The following is a 16289-nucleotide window of genomic DNA, read 5'->3' on the forward strand; positions in this document are numbered from 1 at the left end:
CAGAAATACGATCAAGGAGTAACGGAAAGCCAAAATAAATAAGCATAATATGCATAATGATCGGGGTTCCTCGGAAAAAGGATACATACCCATTTGCCAGGTGATAGAGAAATTTCATATTGAAGACTCGAATCAGTGCCACAGCGATGCCGATTAGAAATCCGACCAATAGAGGAATAATCGTTAAGATGAGCGTAATAGGAAGCGCCTTTATAATTTCTTTACCTGCTTCCCAAATAAACGGAATATCAATTGTCATGCTAGAACCTCCTAGTTATGCGGCAATCGATCCATCCGCCTTCTGATACCGATTGAAATATTTTTCTAGTTTGCTAACTATTTTTTCAAACAATACCACCACCACATAATAGATAATAGAAAGGGCAATATACACTTCAAGCGCATGTGCTGTTGAAGCAATTAGCGTTTCCCCTCTCCCCATCATGTCCATCACTCCAATGGTAAATGCTAGTGAAGTATCCTTTAATGAGCCTATAACATGATTCCCTATATTCGGAAAAGCAATCCGAATGGCCTGAGGCAGAACGATTCGAAAAAAACTTTGACTGTTTGTCATTCCAACAGAATAGGCTGCTTCTGTCTGTCCGTAATCAACAGCTTGAATCGATCCGCGAAAAATTTCTGAGAAACCGGCCCCATTACTTATGGCATACGTAATAATAACGAAATAAATTGGCTCCATCCGTGAAATATCTACATCCACAAGTAAGAGAACAGCAGGCAAACCATAAAAAACTAGAAATAATTGTATAATAATCGGAGTTCCTCGAATAAATGATACATACAAAATGACCAAGTGATTAAAAAAAGGAATTTTAAACAACCTCGGTATAGCAGCTGCTATACCGAGAATCAGTCCGAGAATCGTAGATAATGCTAATATTAGAAGAGTTGCCCCGAGATAATGGAATAATGTCGGGATTAACTCAATGATTAACATAGGATCGAATGCTTTCCCCATCCTCTGTACACCTCCAAACACATTTTCACCCGATTAAAAGTCAACTGTATAGTCGGCTCCTAACCATTTTTTACTCAATTCGCTTACAACACCTTCTTTTTTCAATTCGACAAGTGCCTCATCAATTCTTTTTTGCAACGTGGTTTCATCCTTTCTAAGAAGGAAATATACCTTAGAATTTAGAAGCGGCTCCCCTACTACTTTTTCCTGGGCGTCTGCTTGTTCATTCAAGAATTTCACAGCAAACGGTGTTGATATCGTTGCATCTGCACGCCCCGTCTTAATTTGATTTTTCGTATCATCTGACCCTTGCCCTGCATAGACAATATTGATTCCCGCATTGTTGTCTTTATTATATTTTTCAAGAAAGACAGCAGAATTACTCGTTGCACTCACGACTACTTTTTTCCCTTTTAGATCCTTAATCGATTGAATATCCTTGTTATCTTGACGAACCACTACATGTAGAGGAAAGACATTATACGGTTCGGTATTAAATAGAAATTTATCTTGTCGTTCTTTATTCACTTCCATTTGATGCGCAACAAAATCAATTTTCTTCGTTTCAAGACTTAGTAATAGATTGGAAAATTCCATTGTTTTAAACTCAAATTCATATTCTGGTAGCTTTTCATCAATTTTCCGAACTAGTTCAACATCATATCCTGTTAAATTTCCGTTTTTATCAATAAAACAAATATTAGGAAATTGCGTCCCTGTCCCTACAATTATTTTTTGTACTTTTGTATCCTTTTTCGCAGTATCCGAACTAGCTTTGGAAGTGGTATTCGTTTCCTTGGAAGAGCATGCGCTAACAACGAAAGCAAGTACGATTGACATGAAAATCAGTAAAGTTTTCTTCATTTGCTAATCACCTTTCCTTGTGCAAATGCTGCTTCAAGATGCTCAATTCCTACTTTCGTTACCCCCTCATACACCCCGTCTTGACCAATTTCAACGACCGGAACATGGCGGACACCGTATTTAACTTCCAAAATGTCTCGATATTCATCATGATTCGTAACATCAATTGTTTTGTATGCAATCCCCTTATTTTTTAAATATTGTTTCACATCTGCACAATAGGAACATCCTTCTTTTGCCCAAACTACAACAGATAATTCTTTTGCCATTTATAATGTCTCCCTTACTATATAAAATGTATTTTTTATCTGAATCTATTAATCTTTATTTATAATTAACAGATATGAAAAGTATGAATTAAGATTGTTTTGATCCATCTTTCACCTTACATTAATGATTTACTCGTTCTTTCGCATAACGATTTTCTGGAAACGGAAGTCCTAGGTTGCCTCGCAATGTATCAGCTTCGTATGCTGTTCGAAACAGTCCTCGTTTTTGAAGAATTGGAACGACAAAGTCAATAAACTCATCTAAGCCATTCGGAACAGCGGAACCAATAATGAACCCATCGGCACCCTTGGCTTCAAACCATTCTTGAATCAAATTGGCTACTTTTTCAGCCGTTCCCATAAAAGGTGTCCGCGGTGTAGTCTCGAATAATGCGACTTGACGAAGCGTTAAATTTTTTTCCTTTGCCTGCTTTTTAATGCGGTTGGTATGACTTTGAAAACTATTTTTCCCTAGGTCACCTAGTTCAGGAAAGGGTTCGTCAAGTGGATATTGTGAAAAATCATGATGTTCAAAATAGCGTCCTAAATAGGCAAGTGCTTTATCGATGGATACCAGATTAGCAATTTCTTGATATTTCCGCTCAGCATCTTCTTCTGTAACACCAATAATTGGTGCAATTCCTGGCATAATCACGAGTTCATCCGGATTACGGCCGAATTCTTTTGCCCTGTTTTTCACATCCTCGTAGAATGTTTGCGATTCTTCGAGGAGTGGATGTCCTGTAAATATCGCATCTGCTTCTTTCGCTGCTAGCGTTTTGCCCGCTTCCGATGAACCCGCTTGAAAAATAACCGGTCGCCCTTGTTTTGATCTCCCTATATTCAGAGGACCCTCTACCGAAAAATACTCTCCTTTATGATGCAAAGGATGCACTTTTTCAGGTTGGAAAAACACCCCTGACTCTTTGTCGCGAATAAATGCATCATCTTCCCACGAATCCCATAACCCTTTTGCTACCTGAATGTATTCGTCAGCAATGCGGTACCGCGTAGCATGATCTGGATGTTCCTCAATCGTCTTACTAAAATTTAAAGCCGTTTTCTCAAGCGGGGAAGTCACAACATTCCAGCCCGCACGTCCATGACTAATGTGATCAAGCGATGCAAACTGTCTTGCAACATTAAATGGCTCACTGTACGAAGTAGAAAGCGTCCCAACAAGTCCGATTCTCGAAGTAACTGTTGCTAGTGCTGATAAAATCGTAATTGGTTCAAAACGATTCAAAAAATGAGGGATGGATTTCTCGTTAATATGTAAGCCATCCGCAATAAAGACTAAATCGAATTTTCCTTCTTCCGCTTTCTTCGCCTGATTTGTGTAAAAGTCCAAGCTGACACTCGCATCTGCTTGAATACTTGGATGTCTCCATCCAGCAATATTCCCTCCAACCCCATGAATAATTGCACCAAATTTCAGTTTTCTTTCCTGCGACATCATTCACCCTCCTCATGCATTCATTAAATTTTTATATATAAGTTTAACTATAAGAATAGTCAAATTTTATATTGTGTTTTATCCTAGCACTTTACGCCTTACCTTTTCAATACTTTTCCTGATAAGAAAATTTATTGAATTGATTCATTTATTCTATCAATGAACGTATGACAAGGCATCTCCTTTTAAACAGATGTCGATTGTTTCTGTTCCCAGACTGTACTAGGGATTTCACGGCGAAGTACTGGCATTACTTCCGTCGCGAATCTCTCAAGCTGCTCTTGTTGCTCTTCTATCCGTAATCCCTCTACACTAATACTTTGCACTTGATGCCCAAAGGCTTTGTGATACTTTAGTATTTTCTCAATGACTTGATCAGCAGTTCCAACGAGAGCGGAACCATTTTGAATATGATCTTCAAGATTTTTAAAGGGAGATTCATTATATTTTGATGCCTCTGTATTCATGTAAATATCATAGTAAGGTCGGTAACGTTTGATTGCTTCTTCCGTTGTATTGGCCAAGTATAAGCCTCTAGCTCCAGCACCAACAATAGCCTTATTCGGATCATGACCATAATGTTCCAAACGAGTCCGGTAGTGATCGATTAATTCTTTATACTTCTCGATTCGATGAAACGTATTGGATGAGAAGATAGGTTCCCCGTTCCTTGCCGCAAGCTCCGTAGAATGGGGGCTTGAGGCACTTCCATGCCAAATAGGGATTTGCTTTTGAAATGGTCTTGGCTCAGTCGTCACCTTGTATAATGGTGGACGATATTTTCCCTCCCAAGTCACATTTTCTTCCGTCCATAATTGTTTCAGAAGCTCATATCGCTCAGCTAAAGATTCCCACTGCTCTTCCTCGGTAATACCGAATAACGGATAATGGCGCGGATCATTCCCTTTCCCAATCATCAACTCTAATCTTCCTCCTGAAAGATGATCTAGCGTAGCATAATCCTCCGCCACACGAACTGGGTCCAGTACGCTTAATACAGATACCGTTGGCAACAAACGAATTCTTGATGTTTTGGCGGCAATTGCCGTAAGCATCACAGCTGGTGAAGAGGATAGAAAGGGAGAGCCATGGCGCTCACCAACCCCAAATCCATCAAAGCCTAGCGATTCAACAAATACAGCCTGATCGAGTACTTGTTGAATTCTTTGCTGCGTGGTTACTACCTCGCCTGTCACATCGTTCGGATGATTACTCATAAGATCAAACAAAATAAATTTCATCTTTTCATTCCTCCAGTCAAACTTTTATTTTTAAAACAAGCTAAACGTATTAAACAGGATAATGACAAGCGACCCAGTGTCCTTTCTGAACTTCTAGAAATTGAGGATTATCTTCTCGGCAACGAGCTGTCGCTGCAGGACAGCGAGGATGAAATCTACAGCCTGTTGGTGGATTAGCAGGGGATGGAATTTCTCCCTGAATGGAAATCCGTTCCCTAGCGTAGGATGGGTTGGCAACTGGGATCGAATCAATTAATCCTTTTGTATAATGATGTGCCGGATGTAAAAATAATTCTTCGCTTGTTGCAATTTCCACGATTTGACCCAAATACATCACACCAATACGATCAGAAATATGCCGAACAATATTCAAGCCATGAGCAATAAATAAATACGTTAAATTCCGCTCTCTCTGTAAATCCTGAAGTAAATTAATAATTTGTGCCTGTACAGATACATCTAATGCGGAAACAGCTTCATCTGCTAAAATAAACTGGGGATTCAGTGCAATTGCTCTCGCAATGGCAATACGTTGGCGCTGTCCTCCTGAAAATTCATGAGGATAACGATTATAGTCACTTTTATTTAATCCGACTACCTCTAATAGCTCTTGAACTCTCGTTTGTCTTTCATTGGAATGAAGTGATCCATGTACTTGCAAAGGCTCCCCAATTATATCTCCTACTTTCCAACGAGGATTGACAGAGCCGTATGGGTCTTGATAAATCACCTGCATATCCTTCCGCTTTGCACGTAACTGTTTTGCGCTTAGCTTTGAAAGATCCTGATCCTGAAACATAACTTTTCCGCTAGTCAATTTTTCTAGTTGTAACAGAACACGCCCAAGTGTAGATTTCCCGCTTCCGGATTCCCCTACAAGTCCGAACGTTTCTCCTTTCTCAATTGTAAAGGACACATTGTCTACCGCTCTTACAATAGACGAATTTCGAGAAAACAAACTTTTACCAATCGGATAATATTTACTTAACCCCTGAACGGAAAACAGCGTTTCACGCTGCTTTGGGTTACCTGAATTCTTTTCTTGTTCAAACGTCACATCTGTTTGTATTTGTATAACCGGTTCGTTCTTTTTATATAACGCTAGTAGTTCCTCCGCATGCCAACAAGCGGTGTAACGATTATTAACTTCTAATAAAGGAGGTGATTCAACGAAGCATCGCTCTGTTGCATGCAGGCAACGCGGATGAAACAGACATCCAGACGGCAAATCTGCCAATCTTGGAATCGATCCTTTGATAGAAAACAACTTTTTACTTCTATCATGATCCATTGTCGTAATGGATTGCAGCAATCCTTGCGTATATGGGTGATAGGGATGATCAAACAAAGGTGATGCTGGTGCATGTTCTACAATTTTCCCTGCATACATCACAATAATTCGGTCCGCTATTTCTGCTGCAACGCCCATATCATGGGTAATGAAAAGAATCGACATTCCAAACTCTTCTTTTAATTCCTGAAGAAGCTGCAGTATTTGTGCTTGAATCGTTACATCCAATGCTGTAGTCGGTTCATCTGCAATTAGAAGGTCTGGGCCACACGCTAGTGCCATCGCTATCATAGCCCGTTGCAACATTCCTCCAGATAGCTCATTTGGGTATTGCTTCATACGAATTTCTGCGTCAGATATCCCAACCCTCTTTAATAAATAAAGAGCACGCTCCTTTGCTTCTACCCTACTCGCTTGCTTATTTTCAAGAATTGTTTCAATAATCTGACTACCGATTGAAAATACAGGGTCAAAAGCAGCCATTGGTTCTTGAAAAACCATCGCTACCTTTTTCCCTCGAATGGAACGAAGCTCTTTTTGAGAAAGCTGTGTTAGATTGATACCATCTAGTACAATATTTCCCTCTGCTATTTTTCCACCTTCAAAGTCTATTAGTCTCATAATTGACTTTGACATCACAGTCTTCCCACTGCCAGATTCTCCGACAATACAGACCGTTTCACCAACTTGCATATCCATTGTTATATCCCTGATTGCTGTAAGATTGCCATCCTTCAAGGTGAAATCAACCTTTAATCGCTGAACATCAAGCAGTTTCTCCATTTTCGATTTCTCCTTTATCTCGTTCTACTCATTTTGGGGTCAAACTTATCTCGCAGTTGATCACCTATAATATTGATAGAAAGAACAAAAAGAGTAATGGCTAACCCTGGAAATGTAGAAATCCACCAACCTACACTTAAATATCCTCTTCCCTGTGAAAGCAATGCACCCCAATCTGGAATTTCTTTAATATAGCCTAAGCCTAAAAAACTTAATCCGGAACCAATTAAAATGGCTGTTCCTAGACCAATCGTCCCCATCACGAAAAGTGGGGACAAAGAATTAGGTAAAACATGAAAAATAAAAATTTTCCATGTCGCTGTTCCAATCGAACGGGAGGCATCTACATACTGTCGTTTCTTAATGCTTATTATTTGCCCTCTCATTACGCATGCATATCCTGGAATAGAGGAAGCTGCAACAGCCAATACAATATTAAATAAGCTTGGTCCAAGGGCAGCAGCAATCGCGAGTGCTAGAAGAATACCTGGGATTGTCATCAAAATTTCAATAAAACGCATAAAGATGGCATCAACAATACCACCAATATAACCAGCAAGTGCTCCTATACATCCTCCAATTAACCCTCCAATAAGGACGGAAGCAAAACCAATTATGAGCGAATCACGGCTTCCATAAATGACTAGACTGAACACATCTCTTCCAAAATAATCTGTTCCAAACCAATGCGCCGAACTTGGAGGACTTAAAATAAACTCCGTATCCATAACAGTTGGCGAATAAGGGGCAATCCATTTTGGTAATAGTGCACAAACGATAATAGCCAATACAATAAAACTAGAAATATAGAAAAACAAATTTGCTACGGACACGTTTGTTGCATATTTTCCAAAATTCCATTTTGGAACCTGTAGCACCGTTTTGCTTTGTATTACTTCTTTCATGCAACATCCCTTCCCCTTTTTCATTTTCGTTCAATTTAAGAAGATCGACGTACCCTCGGATCAATCATTGAATAAGAAAGGTCAACTAAAAGATTGACAATGACATAAATAATCGCGCTGAAGAAGACAACACCTTGAATGACGGGTAAGTCTTTCGCCATAATAGCATCTGCTACAATCCGTCCAATCCCCTGTCTTGAAAACACGGTTTCAATCACAACCGTACCGGCCATCATTTCTCCAATGTTTAAACCAATAACAGTAATAGCTGGAATCAAAGCATTACGAAGTGCATGACGATACATAATGACTCGTTCTGAAAGACCTTTTGCACGAAGCGTTACAATGAATGGTTCATGAATAATTTCAAGCATGCTATTTCTCACCAAACGAATAATTAAACCAGCTCCAACAAATCCAAGCGAAAGGGACGGTAATACAAGTGCCTTCCAATTATCAGACCCCATGGCAGGAAACCAGTTAAGCTGTACACAGAAAATAAGAATAAGTAAAATTCCCGACCAAAAGGTTGGCATCGATATCCCAAATAATCCAATTAAGCGGGCTATCGTATCAATCCAACTATTCTGATACATTGCTGATAATACGCCAAACGTAACACCAATCACAACCGATAAAAAAGCACTTGTGAGGGTTAAGGCAAATGTGGCCGGAAATTGCGATAAAATTTTAGGAAGTACTGGCTCACTATTGACAATTGACTGACCAAAATTGCCGTGAAGAAAATTAGAAAAATATTCTATAAATTGAACATAAAGCGGTTGATCAAGCCCCAATTCCTTGCGTAAATTTGCTACCATTTCCGGCGTAGCAGTTGAGGGATCGAGCAATGAGAGAACCGGATCCCCTGGAAGCAAATAGTTGATGAAAAAAACAAGGAAGAGGGAACCAAAAATCGATATGAATGCAGTAAAGATTTTCAAAAGAATTTTATTTGCAAGTACCATATCTATCAGCCCCTATTCCTTCATTATTTAATGCTTACATCATTGAATAATGGATATCCTAATGAATCAAATTTAATTCCATTCACAGTTTTTGATGCTGCCACTGTATAAGGGAATACATAAATCGGCAATATCCATGCATCTTTAATAATAAATTGTTGAACTTTCTTATAAATCTCTTCCCGTTTTGCAGGATCCTGTTCTACTGTACCTTCTTCCAATAATCGATCTAATTCTGGGTTCGAGCCACCACCCAATCTTTTCACAATTGCTTCTTCTTCTGGGGTCGTAGTGTGATAAAAAGCGCGTAACGCATTTGGATCAGAATTCACTTGGCTGTTTCCATACAAATCGTAATCAGCATTTTTTTGTACGACTGTAGCTATATCTTTCGTAATATTTATTTGCACATCGATTCCAATCTTTTTTAATTGCTGCTGAATAATGACAGCAATATCATTTCTCTTTTCTCGGTTTGGAGCCCCGTCTACATAATTCAAAGTAAGTTTCTTTCCATCCTTCACACGAATCCCATCTGCTCCTTTCACATAGCCTAACTCATCAAGAATTTGATTTGCTTTTTCAATATCCGGCTTCACACTACCTTTCAATGATTCATCATATCCTAAAATCCCCGGTGTAAGAGGTGACCAAGCTCTTTGATAGGTGTTTAAGTATAACGTTTTTACAATTGCATCGACATCAACAGCAAGCTGTACAGCTTGGCGGGCCTTGGCATCATCCCATGGTTTTTTTCTCTGATTAAAAAAGAGTGTATACGGCAAACCAATCGTGTTTACCTGAAGCAATTGCGTTTGTGTATCATTTTTTAAGGCAAGGATATTTTGAGGTGGTACAGTTTCAGCAGCTAGTACTTGTTTGCTTTGTACACTTCCGATACGTGTTGCTTCTTCTGGAATAATTTTGAATGTAAGTTTATCGAGATAAGGCGCTTCTTTGTTTTCTACATTAGAAGGGCCCCAATGATAATCTGTATTTTTTTCAACTACAATATCTCCATTTTCTACCCAACTTACGAATTTAAATGGACCCGTTCCTACTGGATGTTTACCAAACTGATCTCCATATTTCTTTACCGCTGTCGGTGATACAATTCCAAGCATAGCTTGACTTAAATTACTTAAAAAAGCCGTAGAAGGGGTGGAAAGATTAATTTTAATTGTGTATTCATCAAGTACTTCTGATGATTTATATGGCTTTAGAAGTGCTACTGCATTTTTTGCTTGTGTATTTGGATCAATAATACGGTCAAAGCTGAATTTTACAGCTTCTGCATTAAATGGAGTTCCGTCTTGAAACTTCACATCCTTACGAAGCTTAAATGTATAACTTTTTCCATCATCCGATATCGTCCATTCAGTAGCAAGCCATGGCTTTATCGTGTTGTCAGGTGCCTGCACAACTAAACTGTCAAAAATGGTTCGGAATGCTCGAACTGCCACTGCTAAACCGCTACGATGTGGATCAAGTGAATCAGGAGATGTAGCGAGCGCATACGTTAATTCCCCGCCAGGTTTCGCTTGAGATTGTACCTTTTTATTTGTATCGACTGCATTGCTGCTTGTATTGGTTGTACTAGAACATCCTGTTAATAAAAGTACAAATGCTGTAATCATTGTGATTGTTTTTGTCCAATTCGCTACGAATTTCACGTGACACTCCCCTTATCCATTTATTACTTTCTTTTTACAAATCGATATAAAAATAATTATTCCTATATAAATAGTATGAATTATAGTATTAAAGAGCCATCTTTGAACTCGTTTTTATATAGTTTCCATGACTCCTTTTAATTCGGTATATACACATTGTTACTTGTTATATTTCCTGCGACATCCCCTCGATAAAGTGGGCTCAACATTTCGAATGAACGAAATCGTTCCGCTTTTGCCTGAATGGGTGAATGTAGAATAAATTCATCTACCTGATAGGTTTGGTGAAGGTGCTCTAATACTTCTTTTACATAATTAGGAGTTCCAGCAGTGATATCTGCCTGCTGTTCTTTAATTTCATACAACTCTCCCGCCTGCTTTCCAAACAATTCTGCCTGCTCGGCCGTTTGCACAGTTACAATGCGTCCACTTTGTAGATGGACCTTTACAATCTTTTGATTTACTACGAGTGCTTCTGCTTCTTTTTGAGTTGGGGCTGCAATAGCAGCCAATGAAACGATGAATTGGCCACTTGGGAAACCGCGTCGGTACACATTCGCTGCTTCTTCTAGTACCTTTTCGTCACTCGTAATAAATTTGGCAAATACATAGGATATACCTAGACTTGCGGCTAGCTGAGCGCTGTTTGCACTTGCACCGAGTAAAAATAACTCCGGTCTTCCAATTGGAATCGGTGTTGCTTGAATACCGGCAAGTGGATGCTCTGTTTCGACAGAATTTTCAATTAATTTTTTCAAGAAAGATAGCCGTTCTGGAAAATCTTTTCCGTCATTTACGGTCCCATATTGCAATGCTTTTGTCGATAATGGTAGACCACCAGGTGCTTTCCCTATGCCAAGATCAACTCTTCTAGGAGCAAGATTTGATAAAACATGAAAATTTTCGGCAACCTTATACGGACTGTAATGCTGAAGCATCACACCTCCTGAACCTACTCGAATCGAATTTGTCCGGGCTAATATATATGAAATTAATACTTCAGGTGAAGAACCTGCCAATTGGTCTGTATGATGATGCTCTGAAACCCAAAACCGTGTGTATCCCCATTCTTCTGCCTTTTGAGCAAGCTCTACAGTTTGCTGCAATGCATCCGAGGCAGTTGCACCAGGGGTGATTGGGCTTTGATCTAAAATACTTAGCTTATACTTCATTTTCTTAATCCTCCTTTTTAATTCTTATTTTGCGCATAAACAAAGTATGATTTTATTCCATCATTCTTCTCTTGATGACTAACATGAAAGAAAGAATCGAATTTCTTTACCTTTCTAGTTGAATGATAGTACTTCTTTTTCCCATCTCATTCATAAACGCTTCTAGATTTCTTATAAGACCACCATGACCGAATCGAATAAATTTATGTCGATCATCCACTACCTTTTCTTCTTTAGCAAACTCTAAGAATGCCAATATGTGAATTCTACGGGAATGAATATGGATCATCCCGTAATCGTAAAACCATTGATCAATTGTATTATAAACACCTCTATTTATCGCATATTGGTCATTACACCAATTATAGAACTGTAAATCTGGAAAATTAAGGTATTTACTTATTTCTAAGGAATTTTGTTTTTTAGATTTTAATAAAAGTTTCGAATTATTTATATAGATAACTTGCATGGTAGATCCCCTCCTTTTTATAACTTACAATAATCACCGAAATAGTCGGAATTATGTGTATGAATCATCAAACTGTATTATTTGAGATTTATCCTATCATTAAAAATACGAATACAGCAATACTTTCACTGATAGAAAAATTTATAGTCTTCATAAGAAAATTTGATTAATAGGCTTTGGTTGTATCCCATATCGATACTTTTCAAATTCTTTGGCGGATAAAAGAATTTGTTTCAATAAAATAGAGTTTTCAAAATCATGATTTAAATACGTTGCAAAAATATTCTGGTTTATTTTAATACTATGTGAAAAATCTATTTCAATAAGTTCACCTCGGGCAAGCTCCTGCTTCATGCATAAATACGGTAGAAATCCTATACCACTTTCATTAAGAATAATAGATTTTGCCACTTCCAAATGGTCAACCAAAAACTCTATTTGTAGTTCTACATTTGCCACTTCAAATAGTTTATGAATCCGATTCCAATCAAATGCCCCGCATTCAAAGAACACCATGGGCTCCGCGGCTAACTGCTCTACCGTTACATCTGTTTGAAATTGGAAAGGATGCCCCGGATACACTACAAGTCGAACAGAATTGTCAAGAAGTGCCTGACTTTGAATCCTATTATGAGAAACCTCTTTCATAAAGGCGATATCTATCTGTTTCTGTATAAGCTTTTCGAGCAACACATCATTTGGTGCTGAAGTAAATTTAAAACGCAAATGAGGATTTGCTTTCTTTAAGAAAGGAAGGGCAAATGGAATAAAATATTGTGAAGTAATCGTATTTGCTCCAATAATAATTTCTTCTTCCGTATTTCCCTTTTTCAACAGTTTTTTTCCTTGTTGATACGTACTTATGATTTGTTCTGCATAGGGGATAAAAGCTTTCCCTTCCTCAGTTAATGTAACACTTCTACCCTTCCGTAAAAATAATTCAGTGTCAAGGTCACGTTCTAATGTTTTAATTCTTGCTGTGACTGTTGGCTGAGATAAATACAACGCTTCAGCGGCTTTATGTATACTCTCCAAATGGACCACATAGATAAAAGCTTCGAGATGATCAATATTCATTCTTCCAACCCCTATTCATAGATAATAAAAATTTGTTAATACCATTCCAATTATTGATGATATAAGCACCATTGGAATACTTGTCATTTCATATTTCTTCGTAATTTATCTATCAGTACTTACAAATCCCTTTAATATGAATCATCATTCATTTATATTATAAAAGGCTCCTTCACACTTGAAGGAGCCTTTGGATGACCAATCAGCTGTTTATATATTTTACCAATTTATTCAATTTTACTCCAATTAATCCAATGAGTAAAGTGGTTATTTTGTGTAAATATGAATGATAAGCTGGAAAAGACCTAGCAAATAAACAAATCATACTTGTTTATTGATAGGTCCTATTTTCTATATCATTAAAAATTACAGTTTATTTAACAAAGCTAAATAATCCGTTAATGTGTGATACATAACGAGCGTTACTTGCTTTTTTCATTAGGGATGCTGGTAATCCTTTAAGTTCAATCGAGTTTGATCCGATTGTAGCAACCGCATCTTTACGACCTAAGCTTGCAAGAGTACCTGAGTTAACTGGAGCAAACGTTTCAAAGGATTTGTTTTCTAAGTATGCAAATAAGTTATATCCAACAAGTTCTCCCATTTGCCAAGCAATTTGTGCAGTAGGAGGAAATGGACGATCACTATTTGGACCGAAGACAACAGCAGCGTCTCCTGCGATAAATACATCTTTGTGAGATGTAGATTGAAGATATTCATTAACCGTTGCACGACCACGATTGACTTCTAGACCAGATTCACCAATAAGCGGGTTACCTTGTACACCGCCTGTCCAGATGAATGTATTTGTAACAATCTTAGTACCGTATTTTAATTCAACCACGTTTCCATCAACATTCGTTACAGGAAGACCTGTTAAGAATGTAACACCACGTGCTTCTAAGCTTGCAGTTGCACGATCAATTAACACTTGTGGTAATACTGGAAGGATTCTTGGGCCAGCTTCTACAAGCAAGAATTTTAATTCTTTTGGATCTACGCCATAACGTTTCGCAACTTCAGGTATCGTATCAGCTATTTCACCAACTAGCTCAACACCAGTTAACCCGCCGCCGCCAATTAAGATTGTTGCATCTGCTTCATTTTTCGTTTTGGCATATTCACGAATGCGATCTTCAATATGTTTTTGAATTTTCATTGCATCTTCAGCAGATTTTAACACCATGCTATATTTTTCAAGTCCTGGAATATTGAAGTATGCCGTTTTGCTTCCTAAGCTAACAACAAGTGCATCATATGTTAAAGTAGAACCATCTGAAAGCTTCACTTCTTTTTGGTCTACTGAAAAAGTTTCCACCTTTGCAATCTTAAGATCAATATCTTTACCTTTAAATAGTTTTGTTAATGGCATAGCAATATTTTGTTCAGCAATGTTTCCTGCTGCTAGGCGGTGTAGTTCAGTAATGATTTGATGTGTTGGGTACTGGTTCACTACAGTAACCTTTGCTTGTGATTCATTTAAATATTTACGAACAGTTAAGGCAGCTAGAAGTCCGCCATAACCTGCACCTAAGATGACAATATGCTTTGACATGTTTATCCCCCGTCCTAACTCAATGTAAAAAATTATTTTTGAATTTCTCGTTCTTTTGCAATTTCAAGATAAGCATTAATGAAACGGAAAAGCTTTTGTGCTTGAGGATCTTTAATCATTTTAATAAGACTAAATAGGCCGATAGCATCATTACTTTCCTCTGCACGATCTTTCGCTTCAATTGCTGTAGATGCAATATTCTTCACAGCATCTTTTACGGGACTTACAACATCACGGATTGCTTCCACAGTATCATTTTTTAGGATTTCATCAGTAGCAACTAATTTAGCAAAGTCATAAGACTTATTTAAAACATTTAATAGCTCAGTCAATTTTGGCAATTGTTCTACTAAGGTAGTTAACGATTCTTGTACCTCAGGCTTTAATAGCTGATCAAGTACATCTTGATTGGCAGACACTTGTTGTGATTCTTGTTCAGGCTTTGTTGCAGTGATTGTTTCTGACATATCGAATTCTCCTTTGCAATAATAGGTAATAATTAGGCGATTAAATAAGAATTCCCTTTACCCATAAGATTTGTCGAACCTGTAAGGTGCCACAAAAAAATTTTTTTAGAACGATGTCTACGCGTACAGGTCTGTGATTAAAAAAGTATTTACATTGTTTTCACACATTTTAACGTAACAATAGTGTAAAATGGTTACTAAAGGTTTGACTTAATGACGTAGCCTACGAATACATCCGCTTTAACGGGCTGTGAAAATATTTCTAGACTACTAGATTTTATTACGCATTGGAGATCAAAGCAACCTTCTTTGAGAAAAGTTTCACATTCTACGATGTTATTCAATGAATATTGCATGAATTTTATACTAAATTAAGGAAAGACAAGAAGCATATACTAATGTCTTTCCTTAATCATTATGTTAAATCATATTCAGTTTGGCAAAACCCCGTGTTTTTGCCAAACTATATTCTACTGAGAGCTTATCGATGATAGTTTGGACAGATAGAATTTCTTTCACTTCATGGACTCTTGCACCCGCAAAAACAAGTCCATTTTCTACATCACCTTTAACAATTTTAAACAAAGAATCTAATGTACAAAAACGGTAAGAACAATTTTTAAGACATCGTTGGCAATTATTTATTTTCACTTGGTCTGACCCTGTGATTATATCAGTAAAGGCATTAGCGATGACTCTTCCTTGCAGACCCACAGACGTTTTAACTAGAAGAATATCATCCTTTTGCGCAGCAATATATTTCTCTTTAATAGACAAAGGAGCGTCACATTCGTGACTCGCTACAAACCTTGTTCCCATTTGTACCCCATTAGCCCCTATTTCAAGGGCTTTCGCAATATCCTCACCTGTCATAATCCCTCCAGCAGCAATAACTGGTATGGAAACAGCTTCCACTACTTCTGGAAGAATGTCAAACAAAGGTCTATCTGTACCAAGGTGTCCACCAGCTTCAAATCCTTCTACGACAACAGCAGCTGCCCCAAGTTTTTCAGCAATTTTAGCTAGTTTTGCAGAAGAGACGATAGAAAGAACCGGAATTCCCGCTTGTCTTCCCCATGCATACATATCTCTTGAAATCCCTGCGCCTGAAATAATG

At 37.9% G+C, this 16289-nt stretch carries 16 protein-coding genes; all 16 read right to left on the reverse strand.

Annotated features, from left to right (window positions below; translation table 11 throughout):
- The coding region (locus tag AC11ZT_RS08825) for an ABC transporter permease subunit (protein WP_484059244.1) at positions 1 to 259 on the reverse strand (259 nt) is incomplete at its 3' end.
- Positions 260 to 274: 15 nt separating this feature from the next.
- Entirely contained in the window at positions 275 to 982 is a 708-nt protein-coding gene (locus AC11ZT_RS08830) for an amino acid ABC transporter permease (protein WP_484059245.1), read from the reverse strand.
- Between the two features lie 33 nt (positions 983 to 1015).
- Entirely contained in the window at positions 1016 to 1846 is an 831-nt protein-coding gene (locus tag AC11ZT_RS08835; RefSeq protein ID WP_484059246.1) for a transporter substrate-binding domain-containing protein, read from the reverse strand.
- Entirely contained in the window at positions 1843 to 2115 is a 273-nt protein-coding gene (locus AC11ZT_RS08840; RefSeq protein ID WP_484059247.1) for a glutaredoxin family protein, read from the reverse strand. The genes AC11ZT_RS08835 and AC11ZT_RS08840 overlap by 4 nt, the downstream gene beginning before the upstream one ends.
- 121 nt (positions 2116 to 2236) lie before the next feature.
- On the reverse strand, positions 2237 to 3571 hold the full coding sequence (locus AC11ZT_RS08845) for an LLM class flavin-dependent oxidoreductase (protein WP_484059248.1): 1335 nt from the start codon (positions 3569 to 3571) through the stop codon (positions 2237 to 2239).
- 185 nt (positions 3572 to 3756) lie between these two features.
- Positions 3757 to 4812, reverse strand: a complete 1056-nt coding sequence (locus tag AC11ZT_RS08850; RefSeq protein WP_484059249.1) for an LLM class flavin-dependent oxidoreductase — start codon at positions 4810 to 4812, stop codon at positions 3757 to 3759.
- 49 nt (positions 4813 to 4861) lie between these two features.
- Complete coding sequence (locus tag AC11ZT_RS08855; protein ID WP_484059250.1) at positions 4862 to 6886, reverse strand: ABC transporter ATP-binding protein; 2025 nt, start codon at positions 6884 to 6886, stop codon at positions 4862 to 4864.
- 14 nt (positions 6887 to 6900) lie between these two features.
- Positions 6901 to 7791, reverse strand: coding sequence for an ABC transporter permease (locus tag AC11ZT_RS08860; RefSeq protein WP_484059251.1), 891 nt, complete (start codon positions 7789 to 7791; stop codon positions 6901 to 6903).
- Positions 7792 to 7826: 35 nt separating this feature from the next.
- Positions 7827 to 8759, reverse strand: coding sequence for an ABC transporter permease (locus AC11ZT_RS08865; RefSeq protein ID WP_484059252.1), 933 nt, complete (start codon positions 8757 to 8759; stop codon positions 7827 to 7829).
- A 23-nt stretch (positions 8760 to 8782) separates the two neighbouring features.
- Positions 8783 to 10396 carry an ABC transporter substrate-binding protein gene (locus AC11ZT_RS08870; protein WP_484059259.1) on the reverse strand — a complete coding sequence of 538 codons (1614 nt, stop codon included), beginning with the start codon at positions 10394 to 10396 and terminating at the stop codon, positions 8783 to 8785.
- Positions 10397 to 10569: 173 nt separating this feature from the next.
- Entirely contained in the window at positions 10570 to 11604 is a 1035-nt protein-coding gene (locus AC11ZT_RS08875) for an LLM class flavin-dependent oxidoreductase (RefSeq protein ID WP_484059253.1), read from the reverse strand.
- Positions 11605 to 11710: 106 nt separating this feature from the next.
- Entirely contained in the window at positions 11711 to 12073 is a 363-nt protein-coding gene (locus tag AC11ZT_RS08880; RefSeq protein WP_484059254.1) for a hypothetical protein, read from the reverse strand.
- Positions 12074 to 12223: 150 nt separating this feature from the next.
- Positions 12224 to 13150, reverse strand: coding sequence for a LysR family transcriptional regulator (locus AC11ZT_RS08885; protein WP_484059255.1), 927 nt, complete (start codon positions 13148 to 13150; stop codon positions 12224 to 12226).
- A 373-nt stretch (positions 13151 to 13523) separates the two neighbouring features.
- Positions 13524 to 14705, reverse strand: a complete 1182-nt coding sequence (locus AC11ZT_RS08890) for an NAD(P)/FAD-dependent oxidoreductase (protein ID WP_484059256.1) — start codon at positions 14703 to 14705, stop codon at positions 13524 to 13526.
- A gap of 32 nt (positions 14706 to 14737) precedes the next feature.
- A complete protein-coding gene (locus tag AC11ZT_RS08895; RefSeq protein ID WP_484059257.1) occupies positions 14738 to 15172 on the reverse strand; it encodes a helical membrane plugin domain-containing protein in 435 nt (144 codons plus the stop codon).
- Positions 15173 to 15592: 420 nt separating this feature from the next.
- Positions 15593 to 16289: NAD(P)H-dependent flavin oxidoreductase (locus AC11ZT_RS08900; RefSeq protein ID WP_484059258.1), on the reverse strand; the 697-nt coding region annotated here is incomplete at its 5' end.

It is taken from the genome of Ectobacillus sp. (assembly GCF_056992975.1).